The organism is Citrobacter sp. wls710 (assembly GCF_005281115.1).
GTDB classification, from domain to species: domain Bacteria; phylum Pseudomonadota; class Gammaproteobacteria; order Enterobacterales; family Enterobacteriaceae; genus Citrobacter; species Citrobacter werkmanii.
Genome location: NZ_SZXD01000007.1, coordinates 45,270 through 68,874 on the forward strand (window position 1 = coordinate 45,270; position 23,605 = coordinate 68,874).

Annotated in this window: 25 protein-coding genes; 19 read left to right on the forward strand and 6 right to left on the reverse strand. The window is 52.0% G+C overall.

Going from position 1 to position 23,605, the window contains the following annotated elements; genetic code table 11:
- Positions 1–49 precede the first annotated feature (49 nt).
- The 10 genes from FDX14_RS02425 (at position 50) to lipA (ending at position 9,506) form a co-directional block, all read left to right on the forward strand.
- Positions 50–661: an adenosylcobalamin/alpha-ribazole phosphatase gene (locus FDX14_RS02425; RefSeq protein ID WP_042309809.1), complete on the forward strand. Its 612-nt coding sequence runs from the start codon at positions 50–52 to the stop codon at positions 659–661.
- Positions 662–915: 254 nt separating this feature from the next.
- Positions 916–1,233: a ribosome silencing factor gene (gene rsfS, locus FDX14_RS02430; protein WP_003022728.1), complete on the forward strand. Its 318-nt coding sequence runs from the start codon at positions 916–918 to the stop codon at positions 1,231–1,233.
- Between the two features lie 3 nt (positions 1,234–1,236).
- The gene (rlmH, locus tag FDX14_RS02435) at positions 1,237–1,704 is read left to right on the forward strand and encodes a 23S rRNA (pseudouridine(1915)-N(3))-methyltransferase RlmH (protein ID WP_003022725.1); all 468 of its coding nucleotides are present in this window, start codon (positions 1,237–1,239) and stop codon (positions 1,702–1,704) included.
- A 30-nt stretch (positions 1,705–1,734) separates the two neighbouring features.
- Positions 1,735–3,636, forward strand: a complete 1,902-nt coding sequence (mrdA, locus tag FDX14_RS02440) for a peptidoglycan DD-transpeptidase MrdA (RefSeq protein WP_042309811.1) — start codon at positions 1,735–1,737, stop codon at positions 3,634–3,636.
- A gap of 2 nt (positions 3,637–3,638) precedes the next feature.
- Positions 3,639–4,751, forward strand: a complete 1,113-nt coding sequence (gene mrdB, locus FDX14_RS02445; protein ID WP_006685529.1) for a peptidoglycan glycosyltransferase MrdB — start codon at positions 3,639–3,641, stop codon at positions 4,749–4,751.
- A gap of 10 nt (positions 4,752–4,761) precedes the next feature.
- A complete protein-coding gene (gene rlpA / locus FDX14_RS02450; RefSeq protein WP_042309813.1) occupies positions 4,762–5,856 on the forward strand; it encodes an endolytic peptidoglycan transglycosylase RlpA in 1,095 nt (364 codons plus the stop codon).
- A gap of 142 nt (positions 5,857–5,998) precedes the next feature.
- Positions 5,999–7,210, forward strand: a complete 1,212-nt coding sequence (gene dacA, locus FDX14_RS02455; RefSeq protein ID WP_137348940.1) for a D-alanyl-D-alanine carboxypeptidase DacA — start codon at positions 5,999–6,001, stop codon at positions 7,208–7,210.
- Between the two features lie 106 nt (positions 7,211–7,316).
- Positions 7,317–7,580 (forward strand): DUF493 family protein YbeD, encoded by a 264-nt coding sequence (gene ybeD / locus FDX14_RS02460; protein ID WP_003022706.1) that lies wholly within the window; start codon positions 7,317–7,319, stop codon positions 7,578–7,580.
- Between the two features lie 112 nt (positions 7,581–7,692).
- Entirely contained in the window at positions 7,693–8,334 is a 642-nt protein-coding gene (gene lipB, locus FDX14_RS02465; RefSeq protein WP_042309816.1) for a lipoyl(octanoyl) transferase LipB, read from the forward strand.
- 206 nt (positions 8,335–8,540) lie between these two features.
- Positions 8,541–9,506 (forward strand): lipoyl synthase, encoded by a 966-nt coding sequence (gene lipA / locus FDX14_RS02470; protein ID WP_042309819.1) that lies wholly within the window; start codon positions 8,541–8,543, stop codon positions 9,504–9,506.
- Between the two features lie 97 nt (positions 9,507–9,603).
- On the opposite strand, the gene tatE is transcribed toward lipA, so the two are convergent.
- Positions 9,604–9,807 (reverse strand): twin-arginine translocase subunit TatE, encoded by a 204-nt coding sequence (tatE, locus tag FDX14_RS02475; protein ID WP_042309820.1) that lies wholly within the window; start codon positions 9,805–9,807, stop codon positions 9,604–9,606.
- A 128-nt stretch (positions 9,808–9,935) separates the two neighbouring features.
- Positions 9,936–10,724: a deaminated glutathione amidase gene (locus tag FDX14_RS02480; RefSeq protein ID WP_137348941.1), complete on the reverse strand. Its 789-nt coding sequence runs from the start codon at positions 10,722–10,724 to the stop codon at positions 9,936–9,938.
- A 90-nt stretch (positions 10,725–10,814) separates the two neighbouring features.
- On the opposite strand from FDX14_RS02480, the gene crcB reads away from it, so the two are divergent.
- Entirely contained in the window at positions 10,815–11,198 is a 384-nt protein-coding gene (gene crcB, locus FDX14_RS02485; RefSeq protein ID WP_003831281.1) for a fluoride efflux transporter CrcB, read from the forward strand.
- Between the two features lie 51 nt (positions 11,199–11,249).
- Here the strand turns inward: crcB and cspE are convergent, their stop codons facing one another.
- Positions 11,250–11,459: a transcription antiterminator/RNA stability regulator CspE gene (cspE, locus tag FDX14_RS02490; RefSeq protein ID WP_000034825.1), complete on the reverse strand. Its 210-nt coding sequence runs from the start codon at positions 11,457–11,459 to the stop codon at positions 11,250–11,252.
- A gap of 187 nt (positions 11,460–11,646) precedes the next feature.
- A complete protein-coding gene (gene pagP, locus FDX14_RS02495; RefSeq protein WP_038638726.1) occupies positions 11,647–12,210 on the reverse strand; it encodes a lipid IV(A) palmitoyltransferase PagP in 564 nt (187 codons plus the stop codon).
- Between the two features lie 449 nt (positions 12,211–12,659).
- Between pagP and dcuC the strand changes: the two genes are divergently transcribed.
- Complete coding sequence (gene dcuC, locus FDX14_RS02500) at positions 12,660–14,045, forward strand: anaerobic C4-dicarboxylate transporter DcuC (protein ID WP_137348942.1); 1,386 nt, start codon at positions 12,660–12,662, stop codon at positions 14,043–14,045.
- Positions 14,046–14,158: 113 nt separating this feature from the next.
- Here dcuC and dpiA read toward each other — a convergent pair whose 3' ends face one another.
- On the reverse strand, positions 14,159–14,839 hold the full coding sequence (dpiA, locus tag FDX14_RS02505; RefSeq protein WP_003831279.1) for a two-component response regulator DpiA: 681 nt from the start codon (positions 14,837–14,839) through the stop codon (positions 14,159–14,161).
- Positions 14,808–16,469, reverse strand: a complete 1,662-nt coding sequence (gene dpiB / locus FDX14_RS02510) for a sensor histidine kinase DpiB (RefSeq protein ID WP_061381652.1) — start codon at positions 16,467–16,469, stop codon at positions 14,808–14,810. The genes dpiA and dpiB overlap by 32 nt, the downstream gene beginning before the upstream one ends.
- A 388-nt stretch (positions 16,470–16,857) precedes the next feature.
- Between dpiB and citC the strand changes: the two genes are divergently transcribed.
- The 7 genes from citC to citT are packed head-to-tail and all read left to right on the forward strand — an operon-like array spanning position 16,858 to position 23,595.
- Positions 16,858–17,934, forward strand: a complete 1,077-nt coding sequence (gene citC, locus FDX14_RS02515; protein WP_038638718.1) for a [citrate (pro-3S)-lyase] ligase — start codon at positions 16,858–16,860, stop codon at positions 17,932–17,934.
- A complete protein-coding gene (gene citD, locus FDX14_RS02520) occupies positions 17,931–18,227 on the forward strand; it encodes a citrate lyase acyl carrier protein (protein WP_003831276.1) in 297 nt (98 codons plus the stop codon). The genes citC and citD overlap by 4 nt, the downstream gene beginning before the upstream one ends.
- Entirely contained in the window at positions 18,224–19,132 is a 909-nt protein-coding gene (locus FDX14_RS02525) for an aldolase/citrate lyase family protein (RefSeq protein WP_137348943.1), read from the forward strand. The genes citD and FDX14_RS02525 overlap by 4 nt, the downstream gene beginning before the upstream one ends.
- A gap of 9 nt (positions 19,133–19,141) precedes the next feature.
- Positions 19,142–20,674, forward strand: a complete 1,533-nt coding sequence (gene citF, locus FDX14_RS02530) for a citrate lyase subunit alpha (RefSeq protein ID WP_137348944.1) — start codon at positions 19,142–19,144, stop codon at positions 20,672–20,674.
- A gap of 3 nt (positions 20,675–20,677) precedes the next feature.
- On the forward strand, positions 20,678–21,232 hold the full coding sequence (citX, locus tag FDX14_RS02535) for a citrate lyase holo-[acyl-carrier protein] synthase (protein WP_137348945.1): 555 nt from the start codon (positions 20,678–20,680) through the stop codon (positions 21,230–21,232).
- Complete coding sequence (gene citG / locus FDX14_RS02540) at positions 21,201–22,106, forward strand: triphosphoribosyl-dephospho-CoA synthase CitG (RefSeq protein ID WP_137348946.1); 906 nt, start codon at positions 21,201–21,203, stop codon at positions 22,104–22,106. The genes citX and citG overlap by 32 nt, the downstream gene beginning before the upstream one ends.
- Before the next feature lie 25 nt (positions 22,107–22,131).
- Entirely contained in the window at positions 22,132–23,595 is a 1,464-nt protein-coding gene (citT, locus tag FDX14_RS02545; protein ID WP_038638704.1) for a citrate/succinate antiporter CitT, read from the forward strand.
- Positions 23,596–23,605 lie beyond the last annotated feature (10 nt).

Consider the following 23,605-nt stretch of genomic DNA (forward strand, 5'->3'; position numbering starts at 1 on the left):
CAATCAGGGCAAACATCATATTTTGTGCGAATAGCTTCACGAGGAAAACATGAGACTCTGGTTAGTACGGCATGGCGAAACCGACGCCAATGTCGCCGGATTATACAGCGGCCACGCTCCCACTGCGCTAACGGAGCGAGGGATCGCACAGGCGCAAACAGTGGGCAAGTTGTTACATAATCTTCCCGTTGACAACGTGCTTTGCAGCGAACTCGAACGCGCCCGCCATACAACCCGGTTGATCTTAGGCGATCGCGACCTCCCGGTACGTATTATGCCTGAGCTGAATGAGATGTTTTTTGGTGACTGGGAAATGCGCCACCATCGCGATTTAGCACGTGAAGACGCTGAAAATTACGCCTTATGGTGTAACGACTGGCAGAACGCAACGCCAACAAATGGCGAAGGCTTTCAGGCATTTTCTCAGCGGGTTGAACGCTTCATTGCCCAGCTTGCCGATTATAAAGCGAGTCAAAATCTGCTGGTGGTGAGTCATCAGGGCGTGCTGAGCGTTTTGATTGCGCGCCTGCTGTCCATGCCGGCTGCGGCAATGTGGCATTTCCGCGTCGAACAAGGCTGCTGGAGCGCGATAGATTTATGTGACGATTTCGCGGTACTGAAAGTGCTTAACAGCCGAGCCGTATGGCATGACGGGGAGTGAATGCGCGGTTTTTTCTGCCGAAGGCCCTCTCTCCCATTGACACCCCCTGACAGGCTGTTATCCTCCGCAACCTGACTTTTCCCGCCTTTCAGAGCTTTGCAGAAATTGTTTTACAAAAATGGCGATGCATTCTGTGGCGTGGGGTGGGATGATAGCGCACTTCAAAAGCGCTTTCGGAGACATTTGTCCCGATATCGCCTCTGGTTCAGGTATACTAACAGACGTTTTTAACTCTTTTCACCCAGGGGGAACACTTGCAGGGTAAAGCACTCCAGGATTTTGTAATCGACAAAATTGATGACCTGAAAGGTCAAGACATCATCGCCTTAGACGTTCAGGGCAAATCCAGCATCACTGATTGCATGATTATCTGCACTGGCACGTCCAGCCGTCACGTTATGTCCATCGCAGATCACGTTGTTCAGGAGTCCCGCACTGCCGGCCTGCTGCCGCTCGGCGTGGAGGGCGAGAACGTCGCTGACTGGATCGTCGTTGACCTCGGCGATGTGATTGTCCACGTGATGCAGGAAGAAAGCCGTCGCCTGTATGAACTGGAAAAACTCTGGAGTTAATGCGTGAAGCTGCAACTTGTCGCTGTGGGTACGAAAATGCCTGACTGGGTACAAACCGGATTTACCGAGTATCTGCGTCGGTTTCCGAAAGATATGCCCTTTGAGCTGATCGAAATCCCGGCAGGAAAACGCGGCAAGAACGCGGACATTAAACGCATTCTCGATAAAGAGGGTGAGCAGATGCTGGCCGCCGCAGGCAAGAACCGCATCGTCACCCTTGATATTCCGGGCAAACCCTGGGACACGCCGCAGCTGGCGACCGAACTGGAGCGCTGGAAACTGGACGGCCGCGACGTCAGTCTGCTGATCGGCGGGCCGGAAGGTCTGTCTCCCGCTTGTAAAGCAGCGGCGGAACAAAGCTGGTCACTCTCTGCGTTAACCCTTCCTCACCCTCTTGTTCGGGTTCTGGTAGCGGAGAGTCTGTACAGGGCGTGGAGCATTACCACCAACCATCCTTATCACCGTGAGTGATCATTGATTCTTGAGTAGATTAAGCAGCGGATGAAACTACAGAATTCTTTTCGCGACTATTCGGCTGAGTCCGCGCTGTTTGTGCGCCGGGCGCTGGTCGCTTTTTTGGGGATTTTGCTGCTGACCGGCGTGCTGATCGCCAACCTGTATAATCTGCAAATCGTTCGTTTTACTGATTATCAGACACGTTCGAACGAGAACCGCATTAAACTGGTACCTATTCCTCCCAGTCGCGGCATTATTTATGACCGCAACGGAATTCCGCTTGCCCTTAACCGCACCATTTATCAGATTGAAATGATGCCGGAGAAGGTAGACAACATTCAGGATACGCTCGACGCGCTGCGCAACGTCGTAGATCTGACGGACGACGATATTGCCGCGTTTAAAAAAGAGCGCGCCCGTTCACACCGCTTCACCTCTATTCCGGTAAAAACCAACCTGACGGAAGTTCAGGTCGCACGGTTTGCCGTTAATCAATATCGCTTTCCTGGCGTTGAAGTCAAAGGCTATAAACGCCGCTACTACCCTTACGGTTCCGCCCTGACCCACGTGATTGGCTACGTATCGAAGATCAACGATAAAGACGTGGACCGCCTGGACAAAGACGGCAAACTGGCTAACTACGCGGCGACGCACGATATCGGTAAGCTCGGTATTGAACGCTATTATGAAGACGTGCTGCATGGACAGACCGGCTATGAAGAAGTTGAAGTCAACAACCGCGGTCGTGTCATTCGTCAGCTTAAAGAGGTCGCGCCGCAGGCCGGGCATGATATTTATCTCACGCTGGATTTGAAGCTCCAGCAGTATATTGAAACGCTGTTGGCGGGGAGCCGCGCCGCCGTGGTGGTCACCGACCCGCGTACCGGTGGCGTTCTGGCGCTGGTCTCCATGCCAAGCTACGACCCCAACCTGTTTGTGGATGGCATCTCCAGTAAAGATTACTCCGGGTTGCTCAATGACCCGAATACCCCATTGGTTAACCGCGCCACGCAAGGCGTTTATCCTCCAGCGTCGACGGTTAAGCCTTACGTTGCGGTTTCTGCGTTAAGCGCAGGCGTCATCACTCGCAATACCGGTCTGTTCGATCCGGGCTGGTGGCAGTTACCCGGCTCAGAGAAACGTTACCGCGACTGGAAAAAGTGGGGTCACGGCCACCTGAACATCACCCGCTCTCTGGAAGAGTCCGCGGATACGTTTTTCTATCAAATCGCCTATGATATGGGGATAGACCGGCTTTCCGAGTGGATGAGCAAGTTTGGCTACGGTCAATATACGGGCATCGATCTTGCCGAAGAACGTTCCGGAAACATGCCAACCCGAGAATGGAAGCAAAAACGGTTTAAAAAGCCATGGTACCAGGGTGATACCATTCCGGTCGGCATCGGTCAGGGTTACTGGACGGCAACCCCTATCCAGATGAGTAAAGCGCTGATGATCCTTATCAACGACGGTTTGGTAAAAGTCCCGCATCTACTGATGAGCACGGCAGAAAACGGCAAGCAAGTCCCATGGGTGCAGCCGCACGAACCGCCCGTTGGCGATATTCATTCCGGTTACTGGGAAATCGCCAAAGACGGTATGTACGGCGTCGCTAACCGCCCTAACGGGACTGCACATAAATATTTCGCTGGCGCGCCATACAAAATTGCGGCGAAATCCGGTACCGCACAGGTCTTTGGCCTGAAAGCTAATGAAACCTATAACGCGCATAAAATCGCCGAACGTTTACGTGACCACAAGTTAATGACGGCCTTCGCACCTTACGATAACCCCCAGGTCGCTGTCGCCATGATCCTTGAAAACGGCGGTGCGGGTCCGGCTGTAGGGACGATTATGCGCCAGATCCTTGACCACATTATGTTGGGCGACAACAACACCAATCTGCCTGCGGAAAACCCAGCGGTTGCAGCAGCTGAGGACCAATAATCGTGACGGATAATCCGAACAAAAAAACATTTTGGGACAAAATCCACATCGATCCCACAATGTTGCTTATTTTGCTGGCTCTGCTGGTCTACAGCTCGCTGGTCATCTGGAGCGCCAGCGGCCAGGATATTGGCATGATGGAGCGTAAGGTCGGCCAGATCGCGATGGGCCTGGTCATCATGGTGGTGATGGCGCAAATTCCGCCCAGGGTTTATGAAGGTTGGGCGCCCTATCTCTATATCTTCTGCATCATTCTGTTGGTGGCGGTTGACGCCTTCGGCGCTATTTCCAAAGGCGCCCAGCGCTGGCTGGATTTGGGGATCGTGCGCTTTCAACCTTCTGAAATCGCCAAGATTGCCGTGCCGCTGATGGTCGCACGCTTCATCAACCGCGACGTCTGCCCGCCATCGCTAAAAAATACCGCGATTGCGCTGGTGCTGATTTTTATGCCCACGCTGCTGGTTGCCGCTCAGCCTGACCTCGGCACCTCAATTCTGGTTGCCCTTTCTGGCCTGTTTGTCCTGTTCCTTTCTGGTTTGAGCTGGCGCTTAATCGGTGTGGCAGTCGTTTTGGTCGCCGCGTTTATTCCGATACTGTGGTTCTTCCTGATGCATGACTACCAGCGTCAGCGCGTCATGATGTTACTCGACCCTGAAACTGATCCGCTGGGCGCGGGCTATCACATTATTCAGTCTAAAATTGCTATTGGTTCCGGCGGATTACGCGGTAAAGGCTGGCTGCACGGTACGCAGTCGCAGCTTGAGTTTTTACCCGAACGCCACACTGACTTTATCTTCGCCGTCTTAGCGGAAGAGCTGGGTCTGGTGGGAATCTTGATTTTGCTGACGCTGTACATTTTGCTGATTATGCGCGGGTTGTGGATCGCGGCTCGCGCACAAACCACCTTTGGCCGCGTCATGGCGGGTGGTTTAATGTTGATATTATTCGTTTATGTCTTCGTAAATATTGGTATGGTGAGCGGTATTCTCCCTGTGGTTGGGGTTCCACTCCCATTGGTCAGTTACGGAGGCTCGGCACTGATCGTGCTGATGGCCGGGTTCGGGATTGTTATGTCGATCCACACCCATAGAAAAATGTTGTCGAAAAGCGTGTAAGGGGTACGCAATGCGTAAGCAGTGGCTTGGTATCTGCATCGCAGCAGGAATGCTCGCGGCGTGTTCGAATGATGATGGTCAGCAACAGGTTGCTGTCGCGCCGCAGCCTGCGGTGTGTAATGGTCCGATTGTTGAAATCAGCGGGGCCGATCCGCGCTTTGAACCCCTGAACCCAACGGCGAATCAGGACTACCAGCGTGATGGTAAGAGCTACAAAATAGTCCAGGATCCCTCCCGCTTTAGCCAGGCCGGGCTTGCCGCTATTTATGATGCGGAGCCTGGAAGCAATTTAACCGCGTCTGGTGAAGCGTTTGACCCAATGCAGTTGACCGCTGCGCACCCGACGCTGCCGATCCCAAGCTATGCCAGAATCACCAACCTGGCAAACGGCAGGATGATCGTCGTGCGCATTAACGATCGCGGCCCTTATGGCAACGATCGTGTAATTTCACTTTCACGTGCCGCCGCCGATCGACTGAACACGTCTAACAACACCAAAGTGCGTATCGACCCGATCATCGTCGCTCAGGATGGTTCATTATCCGGACCGGGTATGGCCTGTACGACCGTGGCGAAACAAACCTATGCCCTGCCCGCTCGCCCTGATTTAAGCGGTGGTGGCACTATGTCTTCCGCACCGGATGCGGGCCAGCCGCAAAATGACATCCGTCCTATCAGCAATTCCACGCTGAAAAGCGAGGATGCCAGCGGTGCGCCAGTCAACAGCAGTGGTTTCCTCGGCGCGCCGACAACGCTTGCAGCTGGTGTGCTTGAAGGCAGTGAACCCACGCCTGCGCCACAGCCTGTAACCACCACTCCCGCGGCATCAACTGCCCCGGTAACCGCGCCAGCGACCGTTGCCGCGCCAGCCGCTGCGACCAACGGACGCTATGTCGTTCAGGTCGGTGCCGTTAGCGATCAAACCCGAGCTCAGCAGTATCAAAAGCGCTTAAGTCAGCAGTTTGGCGTCCCAGGACGGGTAGTGCAAAACGGCGCGGTATGGCGTATTCAGATGGGGCCATTCGCCAGCAAAACTGAAGCCTCCTCATTGCAGCAGCGTCTTCAATCCGAGGCACAATTACAGTCCTTCATCACCGGCATGTAATAACGTAAACCGGGTATCTGAATTGTCAATTTCCGTAAATGACATTAACAAAGTCACGCGGAAAGTCAGATGCCTGCCCGTTATGCATTTGCTATAGTAGGGCACTTTTTTTAATTTCATCACGGACGTCGTAGTTCAGACCATGAAGACCACTTTTTCCGCTCGTTTCGTGCAGCGTATGGCGCTCACCGCGGCTCTCTGCGCAGCTACTCTCTCTGCTGCCCATGCCGATGACCTGAATATTAAAACCATGATCCCCGGCGTTCCGCAGATCGATGCGGAGTCGTATATCCTGATTGATTACAATTCAGGTAAAGTTCTGGCAGAACAGAATGCTGACACTCGCCGCGACCCCGCCAGCCTGACCAAAATGATGACCAGCTACGTCATCGGCCAGGCGATGAAAGCCGGGAAGTTCAAAGAAACCGATCTGGTCACCGTCGGCAATGACGCATGGGCTACGGGTAACCCGGTCTTTAAAGGTTCATCGCTGATGTTCCTCAAGCCAGGCATGCAGGTTCCTGTCTCTCAGTTGATCCGTGGTATTAACCTGCAGTCCGGGAACGACGCATGTGTGGCGATGGCTGACTTCGCTGCCGGTAGCCAGGACGCTTTCGTCGGCCTGATGAACAGCTATGTGAACGCGCTGGGTCTGAAAAACACCCACTTCCAGACCGTTCATGGTCTTGATGCTGACGGTCAGTACAGTTCAGCCCGCGATATGGCGATGATTGGTCAGGCGCTGATTCGCGATGTGCCTAATGAATACTCTATCTATAAAGAAAAAGAGTTCACCTTTAACGGCATTCGTCAGTTAAACCGTAACGGTCTGCTGTGGGATAACAGCCTGAATGTCGACGGTATCAAAACCGGTCACACCGATAAAGCTGGCTATAACCTTGTTGCATCCGCAACCGAAGGCCAGATGCGTCTGATCTCCGCCGTAATGGGTGGTCGCACCTATAAAGGTCGCGAAACCGAAAGCAAAAAACTGCTGACCTGGGGCTTCCGTTTCTTCGAAACCGTCAACCCGCTGAAAGTGGGTAAAGAATTTGCCTCAGAACCCGCCTGGTTTGGTAACACCGATCGCGCATCGTTAGGTGTCGATAAGGATGTCTACCTGACCATTCCTCGCGGCCGTATGAAAGATCTGAAAGCAAGTTATGTGCTGAACACCACTGAACTGCACGCGCCGCTGCAGAAAAACCAGGTTGTCGGTACTATCAACTTCCAGCTTGATGGCAAAACCATCGAGCAGCGCCCACTGGTCGTGCTGCCGGAAATCCCGGAAGGCAACTTCTTTGGGAAAATCATTGATTACATTAAATTAATGTTCCACCACTGGTTTGGCTAAAAATCGAACACTTGAAAGTGTGATTTACGTCCCCATATACTAGGTATCCAGATAACTCCCACGCGCTGTGGGAGTTATTATTTTTTGATGTAACGCCGGAGCTGACATGAAAACCAAACTTAACGAACTGCTTGAATTCCCTACTCCATTTACTTACAAAGTAATGGGGCAGGCGTTGCCTGAGCTGGTTGATCAGGTGGTTGAAGTGGTACAGCGCCATGCGCCAGGTGATTACTCTCCGACGGTAAAACCGAGCAGCAAAGGCAACTACCACTCGGTCTCTATCACCATCACTGCTACACACATTGAGCAGGTTGAAACGCTGTACGAAGAATTAGGTAATATCGATATCGTACGCATGGTGCTGTAAAACCTGTCGGTTACCCGCTGCATCCCCGCTCGGGTAACCTCTTCCTCCTGTGATATACTTTTCCCCTCTTTAACATTCTCTACTCTGTGTGAGTATCTACGGAGATGCCGTTTTGTATCAGGATAAAATTCTGGTCCGCCAGCTCGGTCTTCAACCTTACGAGCCAGTCTCTCTGGCCATGCACGAATTTACCGATACCCGCGATGAAAACAGTCATGATGAAATCTGGCTGGTAGAGCATTATCCTGTCTTTACTCAGGGTCAGGCAGGTAAAGCCGAGCACGTACTGATGCCGGGAGATATTCCGGTGATTCAGAGCGATCGTGGTGGTCAGGTGACCTACCACGGACCGGGCCAACAGGTCATGTATGTGCTGTTGAACCTGAAACGCCGCAAACTGGGTGTTCGCGAGCTGGTTACGCTGCTGGAGCAAACTGTCGTCAATACCCTTGCGGAAATTGGCATCGACGCCCACCCGCGAGCCGACGCGCCTGGCGTTTATGTCGGTGAGAAGAAAATCTGCTCATTAGGGTTACGTATTCGTAAGGGATGTTCATTTCACGGCTTAGCGCTCAACGTGGATATGGACCTGTCGCCTTTCCTGCGTATCAATCCTTGTGGTTATGCCGGAATGGAAATGGCAAAAGTATCGCAATGGGATAGCGCGGCCACCACTGAGAGCATTCGCCCACGCCTGCTGGCCAACATTCTGGCGCTGTTGGGTAACCCACCGCACGAATACGTTGCGGACTAAAAATGCGGTCATACTTTGCCACGGCATATGTTGTGGCAAATGGCACAAAACAACAACTATTTTACATTTTGCCAGCCTGTCAGGCTGCTTTCTGGCCCGTTTCAATGATATACTGCGTATCACTAATTCAAAATTAGTTGATAAATGCAACATTCCCTTGAATTGAAACGCTTTCCTTCGTAATTCGCAACTGGAACACGCAAGCTATGAGTAAACCCATTGTGATGGAACGCGGTGTTAAATACCGCGATGCCGATAAGATGGCTCTTATCCCGGTTAAAAATGTGGCAACAGAGCGTGAAGCCCTGCTGCGTAAACCGGAATGGATGAAAATAAAACTGCCAGCGGACTCCACTCGCATCCAGGGCATCAAAGCGGCAATGCGCAAAAACGGCCTGCACTCTGTCTGCGAAGAAGCTTCCTGCCCTAACCTGGCTGAATGTTTCAATCACGGAACCGCAACCTTTATGATCCTCGGCGCAATCTGTACTCGCCGTTGCCCATTCTGTGACGTTGCCCATGGCCGTCCGGTTGCGCCTGATGCCAACGAGCCGTTGAAACTGGCTCAGACCATTGCGGACATGGCGCTGCGCTATGTCGTCATTACCTCCGTTGACCGTGACGATCTACGTGACGGCGGTGCTCAGCACTTTGCTGACTGTATCACTGCTATTCGCGAGAAAAGTCCGTCGATTAAGATCGAAACTCTGGTGCCTGACTTCCGTGGTCGTATGGATCGCGCGCTGGATATTCTCACGGCCACACCGCCGGACGTATTTAACCACAACCTCGAAAACGTACCGCGTATTTACCGTAACGTACGTCCGGGAGCTGACTACAACTGGTCGCTGAAGCTTCTGGCGCGTTTCAAAGAAGCGCACCCGGAGATCCCGACTAAATCGGGTCTGATGGTAGGTCTGGGTGAAACCAATGCCGAAATCATTGAAGTCATGCGCGATCTGCGCAGCCATGGCGTGACCATGCTGACGCTGGGGCAGTATTTACAGCCGAGCCGCCATCACCTGCCAGTGCAACGCTACGTCAGCCCGGATGAGTTCGACGAGATGAAAGCCGAAGCCATGGCGATGGGCTTTACCCATGCAGCCTGCGGCCCATTCGTTCGTTCTTCATACCACGCTGACATGCAGGCCAAAGGGCTGGAAGTGAAGTAATCGTGTAATACTCACTTACATTTCAGCAATAAAAAAACCGGCAAATTGCCGGTTTTTTTCATACAGAGCACACAGTAAGAGCATCATGCTCCTGACATTACTCTTTATGAGAGAGCTTTTCCGCCTGAACGCTACCATCAGCCTCTTTTCTGGCATCGGCATTATCGTCGTTCATCGCTTTCTTAAAGCCCTTAATTGCCGTTCCCAGGTCTCCACCCAGTGTACGTAACTTCTTGGTACCAAACAGCAGAACGACCAGTGCGGCAACCACCAGCAGTTTGGTAATACTAATCTCACCCATAGATACCTTCTTAACTTAAACCAGGCTGCATAAAGCGCCATATTAACCTGAGAATATTAACGGCCTTTCGACGCGCGCACACAATAGCAATCTGTAACAAGGTGAATCAAGCCTTGTTTAAAAAAACGTCATAATAATTGCGGTGGCGCAAAGCGTCGGTTACTTAATACCGGAAGTTGGGTCCTGACCTGCTTCACCCGCTCTGCTGAAACCTCGGCCATAATCAGCGCCGGCGTTTCTGCCGCTGCGGCAATGGTCACGCCAAAGGGGTCGATGACCCGGCTTTGACCAATGTTCTTATTACCACATTCTCCAGCCGCAATAACATAGCAAGTGGCATCCAGGGCTCTTGCCGCCAACAATGTTGCCCAGTGATGCTCTTTTAGTGCTCCCCGCACCCAGGCGGCAGGTAAAGCGAGGATGTCTGCCCCCTGCAGAGCGTGCGCTAACGCCAGCTCAGGGAAACGCAGGTCATAGCAGGTCATCAACCCTACCTTTAATCCGTCTACGTCCAGCAGCGGCGCTATGGCGTCTCCGGCATCGACATTCCGCGACTCCTGAATCGCGAACGCGTCGTAAAGATGCAATTTTGCATAATGGGCAACCACCCGGCCTCCTCGTAACGCCACCAACATGTTAAATGCCCGGCCTGGCACAGAAGGAACATGAATCGTCAGGATTGTCGTCATCTCATTTTGCGCGCTTTCCTGGAGTAAACGCGTTAGGAACCCACCCTCCAGCAATTGTGCTGACTTTACTGACAGGTCAGGGTCAATATCGTTACGGGCCAGCAACGCCTCCGGTAATACCAACAACGATACTCCCTCTCCTGCGGCCTGGGACATCAATAAGGCGCAGGTTTCTGCATTCTTTTCCCACGAAGGTCCCACGGCAAACTGCCCTGCTGCAACGAACATATTCCCTCCAGAAAAGTTTGTCAGGCTCGCCAACAACGATTATTCAGCGTTACACTCACCCTATATACAATCAAATAGCAGGATTTAGCTGTGTTACAACTTCTTTTAGCGGTTTTTATCGGTGGTGGTACAGGTAGCGTAGCAAGATGGATGTTGAGCATGCGCTTCAACCCACTGCATCAGGCTATTCCATTCGGTACACTGGCGGCAAACTTACTTGGCGCGTTTATCATTGGTATGGGTCTGGCGTGGTTTAATCGTATGACAAACATCGATCCAATGTGGAAGGTTCTGATTACTACCGGCTTTTGCGGCGGGCTGACAACGTTCTCCACCTTCTCGGCAGAGGTCGTATTTTTACTTCAGGAAGGACGCTTTGGCTGGGCTATGGTGAATGTGCTGGTTAATCTACTGGGATCATTTGCGATGACCGCTCTGGCATTCTGGCTGGTTTCTGCCTCTCCGGCACATTAGAGCGAAAAAAACCCGCAATTAAGCGGGTTTTGAATGCTTGCTGTCGTATGCTTACAGAGCGATTACGTTTGCAGCAGAAGGGCCTTTGGCACCGTTAGTGATTTCGAACTCTACGCGCTGACCTTCAGCCAGAGTTTTAAAACCATTGGTCTGGATTGCAGAGAAGTGTACGAACACGTCTTTGCTGCCATCTTCCGGAGTAATGAAACCGAATCCTTTGGACTCATTAAACCACTTAACGTTACCTTTAATCTTAGACATCAAAATTACCTTTACATGAAAAATAGACACAAATGCTGTGTCGGGTATCAGTACAACAATTGTGGTGCGCTTTGTCCAGTCGAACTTTATCAAAAAGTGATAAATGTCGCGTTATTTTTCAGTGAGAGTTTCCATCTATCTGTTTTTTAATGATTTTTAATACCTGACTGACACTACAGGTAGCCTATCAAAACTGGAAGCGTAACCACGCAAAGTAGACGTTACCATTGTTATAGGTTCCTGGAATGTAGGTCATCTGGAACGTTGCCGGACCATAACCAATTGACGCCAGCGGTAACAGCACCGGCACGGGTATGTAGTTCCAGTTATCGCGCGCGGTAAAGCCAGCAGTAAAGCCAAGGCCGGTATGGAAGTTTTCATCAGGCAGCGGACGCCATGTTTTCTCCCAGCCGTAGCCGCCAATCGGTTCCCATTTATTGTAGGAATCCTTAAAGGCCATAATATAAAGCCCGTGCCAGTTTCCTTTATCATCCCAGCGGGATTGGCCAAATCCTGCCCCCCAAGGTCGCTCGTTGTAGCGATCCGTTTTTTCTTTATCGTAAGCAAAACGGGCATGCCAGGTAATAGCCGGTACATACAGATCATAATGTTCCGGCTGCTGCCAGGTTTCACTGACATTATCTTTAAACGTGGCAAACCAGCCTTTATCTTCAGCAGCCCCCTGGGGAATGAAAGCTAACTGAATAAAAAGAAATGAAAAAATGAGAAAATATCGTTTAGCGACAATCACAACTTAATTACCATCCTGGGAGTTATTAGCAATTGTAGCAAACTCAACCTTAATGTTAACTTAACAAAAATGCGCAAGTAAAAAATCAGAATATTCTTTGGATAATGCTTATAAGATGATTCCCCTCTATTTACTGGGCTTTATTACAGGAATAAGTTTCTCTTAATTGCTATTAAATTGTTCTTTTCAAACGTGACAAGCAAATAAAGAAACAACAATTTAACATTTTAATATCAAAATACACACAACAGCAATGCGTTTCACAGTTTTTGCCGGGGAGATTCTTTTTTAAACCACGATGTTGAAAAAACAGTCTGGCCATCGGTTGAATCCGTATTTTTATTGATTTCAATCAGCAATAGTTATCGGTTTATTAGGCACATTCTGTCACCACTTTTTACTTTTTTTAGTTTTTTTACTTTCTGGGCAGCAATGCGACAGGGGAAACAATGTTGACATTTATTGAACTCCTTATTGGGGTTGTGGTTATTGTGGGTGTGGCGCGCTACATCATCAAAGGTTATTCCGCCACTGGCGTACTGTTTGTTGGCGGTCTGGTTTTGCTGATTATCAGTGCGGTGATGGGACATAAAGTTCTGCCTTCCAGCGCAGCAACGACAGGCTATACTGCTACAGACATTGTTGAATACATTAAAATTTTGCTGATGAGCCGCGGTGGCGATCTCGGCATGATGATTATGATGCTGTGTGGTTTTGCCGCCTACATGACGCATATTGGCGCGAACGATATGGTAGTTAAGCTGGCCTCCAAACCGCTGCAATATATCAACTCACCTTATCTGTTGATGATTGCCGCCTATTTTGTCGCCTGTCTGATGTCGCTGGCAGTCTCGTCAGCTACCGGCCTGGGCGTATTGCTGATGGCAACGCTGTTCCCGATCATGGTAAACGTTGGGATCAGCCGTGGCGCCGCGGCGGCCATATGTGCCTCCCCCGCTGCAATCATTCTTTCACCGACATCCGGTGATGTAGTGCTGGCGGCAAAAGCCGCAGAAATGCCGTTGATTGATTTCGCGTTTAAAACCACGCTGCCAATTTCCATTGCCGCCATCATTGCTATGGCGATCGCACACTTTTTCTGGCAGCGCTACCTGGATAAAAAAGAGAACATTTCTCACGAAATGTTAGACGTGGCAGAAATCACCACTACCGCGCCGTCTTTTTACGCCATCCTGCCGTTTACACCGATCGTAGGCGTCCTGATTTTTGATGGTAAATGGGGTCCACAGCTGCACATCATTACGATTCTGGTACTGTGCATGCTCATCGCCGCCGTTCTGGAATTTGTTCGTGGATTCAACACTCAAAAGGTGTTTTCAGGTCTGGAAGTCGCTTACCGTGGCATGGCGGATGCCTTTGCCAACGTAGTAATGCTGCTCGTTGCAGCGGGTGTTTTTGCCCAGGGGCTGAGCACCATCGGCTTTATTCAAAGCCTGATTTCTATCGCCACCTCGTTTGGCTCAGCAAGCATTATTCTGATGATGGTGCTGGTGATCCTGACGATGCTGGCGGCAATGACTACAGGCTCCGGTAACGCCCCGTTCTATGCTTTCGTTGAGATGATCCCTAAGCTGGCACATTCTTCCGGCATTAACCCGGCTTATCTTGTTATCCCGATGCTTCAGGCTTCTAACCTTGGGCGCACAATTTCCCCGGTCTCCGGCGTGGTTGTGGCTGTCGCAGGGATGGCGAAGATTTCTCCGTTCGAAGTGGTGAAACGTACCTCGGTTCCGGTACTGGTCGGACTGCTGGTGGTGATTATCGCCACCGAAGTGATGGTACCAGGCTCTTCTTCAGCCGTTGTTGGCGGCTGACTTTCAGCGAAATGTAGGCCGGATAAGGCATTTACGCCGCATCCGGCATTTCAACCCCGTTGCCGGATGGCGATGCTAAAGCATCTTATCCGGCCTACTTAAGAAATCAGCATTTAGCCGCCGTGATAAATACGCTGCGGCCTGCCTACCTTCCCGTGAATAATCTCCGCGATAATCAAATGGCGGCTGGCACAGTACTCCAGATAGCGTCTGGAGGTCGTACGACTGATGGTGAGCGCCTGGGCGATCGTTTCCGCAGTATGATGTACCGTCGGATCGGCAAATAGCTTCAGCACCGCATTCAGCGTTAACGCATCAATCCCGGTCGGCAAATCGCCTTTCGGCTCGCCGCGCGCGTAGGCGTTAAACATTTCATCAATCTGCTTTTGACTGGCGCTGTCATTGCCTGCCAGCATGCGTCTGCGCTGTTGATACCGCGTAAGCGTCTGCCCCAATCGCTCGTAAGCGATAGGTTTGACCAGATAATCAAACGCGCCGCTGCGCACGGCCTCGGAGACCGTTTCCATATCGCTGGCCGCCGTGGTAAAGACCACACCGCCCGGATAGCGCGCCTGGGTCAACTCATGCAACAAAGTAATACCCTTACCGTCCGGTAAATAGTTATCAAGAAGAATCAAACCGGGCTTAAAACGCTCAATCATCATTCTTGCCTGCGCAAGATTACCCGCCAGCCATATCTGGCTGAAGCCGGGTATATGGCGGATATATTCAGCATGCATTTCCGCCAGTAGCGTTTCATCCTCAACGATCAGTAGCGTTAATGGTTCCGTCATTATTTTTTTTCACTTTCGGAAGAAATAAAGAAAATAAGGTGCCGCAAGGGGAGTTATCTTCGAGCGTAATCACCCCGTTACAGCGCCTCACATAACTTGCAATCAGATACAAACCGATGCCATGTTCGCCTGGTTCATCGGTACGGGTGCTTACACCCTGTTCAAATATTTTTTCACGCAATGCTTCCGGCACACCGCATCCCTGATCGGCAACTTCGATGACCACATCATCCCCTTCGTCGCTCAAATAGAGTTCGACGACTTTGTTGCCTTGCTGGGTGCGTAAACTCGCTTCAAATGCATTATCAAGCAGATTGCCAACAATTGCTGCAAACTCTGTGCTATCCAACCCTTCAGGCAGTTGGTGCAGTTGGCTGCCAGGAACAATGGCCATCGTAAGACCCAGTTCCCGCGCACGTTGTACCTTACCAAATAACAATCCCGCCACCTGACGATCGGCAAAGGCGCCGCGCAGGCTGTCAATCAGTTGCTGCTGTGCCTGTGACTCTCCCTGAACCATAGCCAGCACCCGGTCATACTCTTTCATTTGCAGCAGGCCATTAATGGTCGACATCCAGTTCAGGTGCTCATGACGCAGCGTTCTCAGGCTCTCAACATACTGTTTGATTTGCGTTAATTGTGCATTAAGGGTAGCAATTTCATCTTTACTACGAAAACTGATAATGGCGCCGAGCAGTTCGTCACCGGAGCGAATCGCCTCACGGTTGGCGATAACGCTCAACCCATTAAAATTAACCATCGCATCCTGGCGTTGTTCCGCAATCTGCTGGGTGAAAAAGTCCGCTGGCTGAACGACTTCATTTACCGGTTTGCCCAGCCACTTTCGACCCGGCGATGACAGCCCCAGCATTTTCCTCGCACTGCGGTTAATCGCGGTGATATATCCGTCAGGATCAACGGCAATCAACCCTTCATACACCGAGCTGAACAGCGCTTCCTGCTGACGCACCACCCGCGCGATTTGTTTAGGTTCCATCCCTAACATCTGCCGACGAATATGGGCAGCAAAAAACCAGGAGAGCAGCATAAGTACCAACAACAACAGGATAAATACCCCAGCCATTGGCAGTAAGAAATCCGATCGCCAGCTGTCAATTTTACTGATCAGATAGCCAATTGAGACCACGCCAATGATTTTGCCATCGTCATCAAAGATAGGAGTTTTGGCGCGCATTGCCATCCCAATAGATCCTTTACCGGTAATAAAGTAGCTCTCACCTTTTTCCAGCGCGCCAGGCTTGGTGAACTGCATCGGATAACCAATTTTTTCCGGGTTCGGATGATAAAGACGAATGGAGTGCGTATCTCCAATAACGACATAGTCGAAATCAGTCCCACTCTGTAGTTTGTCGGCAATAGTCGCCAGGCGCTTGTAATCACGATGCTTCACCGCCGCGATGATGCTGTCATTAGAGGCGATGATTTTGGCCTGGTTCATTGCCATATCACGGACGTGTGTCGTCAGATAATCTTCAAAACTGGCGGTAAAGTATTGTGCTAACGCTGCGATAATAAGAACAGAAACGACCAGAATGAGCAGAAAGATGCGTAACGGAAACGCCAGACTGCGAAAAAAAGGAAACCGTGTTTTATTTTTCTGCTCTGCCATAATTTTTCCTCACCGACGTTACCGAAACTTATTTTCTATTGTAGTTGTAATAAAAATGTTTTATTTAAAAGTCACGGTATAAAACAGGATCGTTGCAGATTCCCCACCTTAAATCAATTAAACAAATTAAAACCGCGCGCTATTTCCGAGTTAAATTAATTAAAAAACTTAAAACCATAAAACACATTAAAACCTTCTAACTTATTGTGAAATAAATCAAAAATTACCTCCAAAATACTCCTTACGATGTATGCAGCAGGGAAAAAAAGAAATACTCCGTAATAAAAAACCATTCCCTTCAATTGCAAACGAAACGTTATCAGGTTGCTAATCAGAGCAACAAAAACAGAAACCCAGTAACAAATATAGCATCGGGGCTCTATTTACTATGTTCGGTAATAATATATTCACGCAAGTTAAACGCTCAGAAAATAAAAAGATGGCGGCTATCGCGCAATTTCTGAAAGAGAACGATCTGAGCGTTGATACCACCGTCGAAGTATTTATCACCGTCACCCGTGACGATCGCCTGATTGCCTGTGGCGGTATCGCCGGAAATATCATTAAGTGCGTCGCGATTTGTGAGTCCGTGCGCGGTGAAGGCCTGGCGCTGACGCTGGCGACAGAACTCATCAACCTCGCCTATGAGCGCCACTGTACGCACCTCTTCATCTATACCAAAACCGAGTACGAATCGCTGTTTAAACAGTGTGGCTTTTCCACGCTCACCAGCGTGCCCGGCATTATGGTATTGATGGAAAACAGCACCACACGGCTGAAACGCTACGCCGAATCGCTGGCAAAACAGCGTCATGAAGGGAAAAAAATTGGCTGTATCGTCATGAACGCCAACCCCTTCACCAACGGTCATCGTTTTCTGATCCAACAGGCGGCCGCGCAATGTGACTGGCTGCATCTGTTTTTGGTGAAAGAAGATACCTCGCGTTTTCCGTATGAAGACCGACTGGATCTGGTACTCAAAGGGACAAAAGACATTCCGCGTTTAACCGTGCATCGCGGTTCGGAATACATCATTTCCCGCGCCACGTTCCCGTGCTACTTCATCAAAGAGCAGAGCGTTATTAACCACTGCTACACCGAAATAGACCTGAAAATCTTCCGCCAGTACCTGGCCCCGGCTCTCGGCGTTACGCACCGTTTCGTGGGTACCGAGCCGTATTGCACCGTCACCTCCCAGTATAACAACGATATGCGTTACTGGCTGGAGACCCCAACGCTTCCCGCCCCACCGATTGAACTGGTGGAAATTGAGCGGCTGTGCTTCCAGGAGATGCCGATTTCCGCCTCCTGGGTGCGCAAGCTGCTGGTTAAAAAAGATCTCACGGCTATCGCATCCCTGGTTCCTGACGCCACGCTGCGCTATCTGCAAAGCATGGTTGAACGAGCCTCATCGGGTGCGGCAGTCCGCCAAAATACCCCCGCATTAGCAACAGGTGAAAAATGAAAATAAACCAGGCAGCCGTCGCAGGCACACTCGAGTCCGGTGATGTGATGATCCGCATCGCCCCACTCGATTCGCAGGATATTGACCTGCAGGTTAACAGTAGCGTCGAAAAGCAGTTCGGTGATGCCATTCGGGCCACCATTCTGGACGTACTGTCCCGCTACAACGTACGCGGCGTGCAATTAAATGTTGATGATAAAGGCGCACTGGACTGCATTTTACGTGCGCGACTGGAAGCACTACTGGCCCGCGCTGGCGGTATTCCGGCACTGCCATGGGAGGATTGCCAGTGATTGCCGAACCTTTACAACAACGTAAAACCCGTACCCGCCGTAGCATGTTGTTCGTACCGGGCGCCAATGCCGCCATGGTCAGCAACTCGTTTATCTACCCGGCTGATGCGCTGATGTTCGACCTGGAAGACTCCGTCGCGCTGCGTGAAAAAGATACCGCTCGCCGCATGGTGTACCACGCGCTGCAGCATCCGCTGTATCACGACGTTGAAACCATCGTGCGCGTGAACGCCCTCGACTCCGAATGGGGCATCAACGACCTCGAAGCCGTTGTGCGCGGCGGCGCTGACATCGTGCGTTTACCGAAAACCGATACCGCACAGGATGTCATCGACATTGAAAACGAAATCCTGCGCATCGAAAACGCCTGCGGACGTGAGCCCGGCAGCACCGGCCTGTTAGCCGCCATCGAGTCGCCGTTAGGCATTACCCGCGCGGTAGAAATCGCCCACGCTTCAGAACGCCTGATCGGCATTGCACTGGGTGCAGAAGATTATGTGCGTAACCTGCGTACTGAACGTTCCCCGGAAGGCACTGAACTGCTGTTTGCCCGCTGCTCTATTTTGCAGGCTGCGCGCTCTGCCGGTATTCAGGCGTTCGATACCGTCTATTCCGATGCCAACAACGAAGCAGGTTTCCTGCACGAAGCCTCACACATCAAGCAGCTGGGTTTTGACGGCAAGTCGCTGATCAACCCTCGCCAGATTGAACTTCTGCATAACCTCTATGCCCCGACGAGCAAAGAGCTGGCTCACGCCCGTCTGGTGGTGGAAGCCGCTGAAGCTGCCGCCCGCGAAGGTCGTGGCGTGGTTTCCCTGAACGGCAAGATGGTCGACAGCCCGGTTATCGAGCGCGCCCTTCTGGTTATCTCCCGGGCAGAACTTTCCGGCATTCGCGAAGAATAAGGCAAAAAAATGACGCAGAAAATCGAACAGTCTCAACGCCAGGATCGCGTGGCGACCTGGAGCCGTCATGCAGAAAGCGAGCTTTCCGCTTATCAGAGCACCGCAAAAGCAGAATTGCAGGCGCAAAAACCGCGCGACAAAAAGCTGTGCGCTAATCTGGAAGACGCTATTCGTCGTTCAGGTTTACAGGATGGTATGACCATCTCTTTCCACCACGCATTTCGCGGTGGCGATCTGACGATTAACCTGGTGATGGACGCCATCGCCAGCATGGGCTTTAAAAATCTGACGCTGGCCTCAAGCTCACTGAGCGACTGCCACGCGCCGCTGGTTGAGCACATCCGTCAGGGCGTGGTCAGCCGAATTTATACCTCCGGGCTGCGTGGCCCGCTGGCAGAAGAGATTTCTCGTGGTCTGCTGGCTGAGCCAGTGCAAATCCACTCCCACGGCGGTCGTGTACACCTGGTGCAAAGTGGCGAGATCAACATTGATGTCGCATTCCTCGGCGTACCGTCCTGCGACCAGTTTGGTAACGCTAACGGTTATACCGGTAAAGCGTGCTGCGGTTCACTGGGCTATGCCCGCGTCGATGCTGAAAACGCCAGACAAGTTGTCCTGCTGACAGAACAGCTGCTGACCTATCCGCATAACCCGGCCAGCATTACCCAGGATCAAGTGGATCTGATCGTCCAGATCGACCAGGTCGGCGATGCGGACAAAATTGGTGCGGACGCGACCCGTATGACCACCAATCCGCGTGAATTGTTGATCGCCCGCAGCGCGGCAGACGTCATTGCTAACTCCGGTTACTTCAATGAAGGCTTCTCATTGCAGACAGGAACCGGCGGCGCGTCTCTGGCCGTTACCCGTTTCCTGGAAGACAAAATGCGTAGCCGTGACATCCATGCCGATTTCGCGCTGGGCGGCATCACCGCCACCATCGTTGATCTGCATGAAAAAGGCTTAATCCGCAAACTGCTGGATGTACAAAGCTTCGACAGTGCCGCCGCGAAATCTCTGGCCCGCAATCCAAATCACATTGAGATCAGCGCTAACCAGTACGCTAACTGGGGCTCGAAAGGCGCATCCGTTGACCGTCTGGACGTTGTGGTACTGAGCGCATTAGAAGTAGATACCAGCTTCAACGTTAACGTACTGACCGGCTCCGACGGCGTACTGCGTGGCGCTTCCGGTGGTCACTGCGATACGGCTGTAGCCGCAGCGCTTTCTATCATCGTCGCACCGCTGGTTCGTGGACGCATCCCGACATTGGTAGATAACGTGCTGACCTGCGTAACCCCAGGTTCCAGCGTTGACATTCTGGTTACCGACCACGGTATCGCCGTCAACCCTGCTCGCCCTGAACTGGCGGAACGCCTGCAAGAAGCTGGCATGAAAGTGGTGTCGATTGAATGGCTGCGCGAACGTGCCCAGCAGCTAACTGGTCAACCGCGCGCCATCGAATTTACCGATCGCGTAATTGCCGTTGTGCGCTACCGCGATGGTTCGGTAATTGACGTTGTGCATCAGGTGAAGGAATAAACCATGCACCTGCTCCCTGAACACGCCACCTGCCACGCGGTTTCCATCCCCGAGCTGCTCGCCAGCCGCGATGAGAGACAAGCAAGGCAGCATGCCTGGCTCACGCGTCATCACGCGCCACTGGTCTCGTTTACCGTGGTCGCGCCAGGTCCGATTAAAGACAGCGAATTAACCCGTCGCATCTTTAATCACGGCGTCACCGCCCTGCTCGCGCTGGCGAAAAAAAACGCCTGGATTGTCAGGGAGCAAACTGCGCTGGTCTCTGCCAGCGGACCGGAAGGCCTGCTGGCCATTGAGGCTCCGGCCCAGGACCTCAAGCTCGCTACTATCGGACTTGAGCATTCACATCCGCTGGGACGGTTATGGGACATCGACGTCCTGAACCCTGAAGGGGAAATTCTGTCCCGGCGTCATTTCGCGCTCCCTGCCCGCCGCTGTCTGCTGTGCGAGCAAAGCGCTGCCGAATGCGCGCGGGGTAAAACTCACGCGCTTTCCGACTTACTCACTCAGATGGAGGCACTGCTGCATGATGCCGATTCCCGCAACATCAACTCATAACGCAGTCCTTCCTCTGGATCTGCCTGACGCTTACGCCACGCTGGCGTGGCGCTCCATGCTGACGGAAGTCAACCTGTCGCCCAAACCGGGTCTGGTGGATCGTATTAATAACGGCGCGCATAAAGATATGGCGCTGGAAGATTTTTATCGCAGTGCTGAAGCGATTCAGACATGGCTGCCGCGTTTTATCGAATACGGCGCATTTAGCGCACAGCAGTCGCCGGAAGATGTCCTGCAAGGACTGCGTCCTCTGGGCATGGCCTGCGAAGCCGACATGTTTCGCGCCACTGCCGGAGTGAACACCCATAAAGGCAGCATCTTCTCGCTGGGATTGCTGTGCGCCGCCATTGGCCGCCTGCTCCAGCTCCGCCTGAGCGTTACCGCTGAAACCCTTTGCTCTACGGCAGCAACATTTTGCCGTGGCCTGACCGAGCGCGAACTGCGCCAGAACAACCAACAACTCACGGCCGGCCAACGTCTTTATCAGCAACTGGGATTAACCGGCGCACGCGGCGAAGCAGAAGCAGGATATCCCCTCGTCATTCAGCATGCTCTGCCGCACTACCGTGCGCTGCTGGCTGAGGGCCGCGATCCTGAACTGGCGTTACTCGATACGTTACTGCTGCTGATGTCTATCAACGGCGACACCAACGTGGCTTCCCGTGGTGGCGCAGAAGGTTTGCGCTGGTTACAGCAGCAGGCCTCCACGTTGTTGCAACAAGGCGGGATTCGTACCCCTGCCGATCTCGAATACCTACGCCAGTTCGACCAACAGTGCATTGAACGCAACCTCAGTCCTGGAGGCTGCGCCGATCTGCTGATCGTCACATGGTTCTTAGCTCAGATTTCACAAGTTCATCATTATCACAATTAAAGATCCTTTCCGGAGAATCACACACATGTCTTTAGCAAAAGATAAAATTTGGAAGTTACTGGCCCCATTGGTAGTCATGGGCGTCATGTTTCTTATCCCCGTCCCTGATGGCATGCCCCCACAGGCATGGCACTATTTTGCCGTGTTCGTGGCCATGATTGTCGGGATGATTCTGGAGCCAATTCCGGCAACGGCAATCAGCTTTATCGCCGTGACGATCTGCGTTATCGGCAGTAACTATCTGCTGTTTGACGCTTCCGAGCTGGCCGACCCGGCATTCAAAGCGGGTAAGCAAGCGCTGAAGTGGGGTCTGGCGGGCTTCTCCAGCACCACCGTGTGGCTGGTGTTTGGCGCGTTTATTTTCGCACTGGGTTATGAAGTTACCGGCCTGGGTCGTCGTATCGCGCTGTTCATGGTGAAATTCATGGGTAAACGTACCCTGACGCTGGGCTATGCGATTGTTATTATCGACATCCTGCTGGCGCCGTTTACACCGTCCAACACCGCGCGTACCGGTGGTACCGTATTCCCGGTTATCAAAAACCTGCCGCCGCTGTTTAAATCATTCCCGAACGATCCTTCCGCGCGCCGTATCGGCGGATATCTGATGTGGATGATGGTCATCAGTACCAGCCTGAGCTCCTCTATGTTCGTGACCGGCGCGGCGCCGAACGTACTGGGTCTGGAATTCGTCAACAAAATTGCTGGCATTCAAATCAGTTGGCTGCAATGGTTCCTCAGCTTCCTGCCGGTCGGTATTATTTTGCTGATCGTTGCGCCGTGGCTGTCCTACGTTCTGTACAAACCAGAAGTCACTCACAGTGCTGAAGTTGCCGCATGGGCCGGTGAAGAACTGAAAACCATGGGTAAACTGACGCGTAAAGAACTAACCCTGATCGGTCTGGTTCTGCTCAGCCTGGGTCTGTGGGTCTTCGGGGGTAAACTGATTGATGCCACCGCGGTGGGTCTGCTGGCCGTTTCCCTGATGCTGGCGCTGCACGTTGTACCGTGGAAAGATATTACCCGCTATAACAGCGCATGGAACACCCTGGTTAACCTCGCCACGCTGGTTGTTATGGCAAATGGTTTGACCCGTTCAGGCTTCATCGACTGGTTCGCTAACACCATGAGCACGCACCTGGAAGGTTTCTCGCCTAACGCGACCGTGATCGTGCTAGTGCTGGTGTTCTACTTTGCTCACTACCTGTTTGCCAGCCTTTCCGCACACACCGCCACCATGCTGCCGGTTATTCTGGCGGTCGGTAAAGGTATCCCAGGCGTTCCAATGGAACATCTGTGTATCCTGCTGGTGCTGTCCATCGGTATCATGGGCTGCCTGACTCCGTATGCAACAGGCCCTGGCGTTATCATCTACGGTTGTGGTTATGTGAAGTCCAAAGACTACTGGCGTCTGGGAGCTATCTTCGGCGTTATCTACATCGCTATGCTTCTGCTGGTCGGTTGGCCGATTCTGGCAATGTGGAGCTAATCATTCCTGC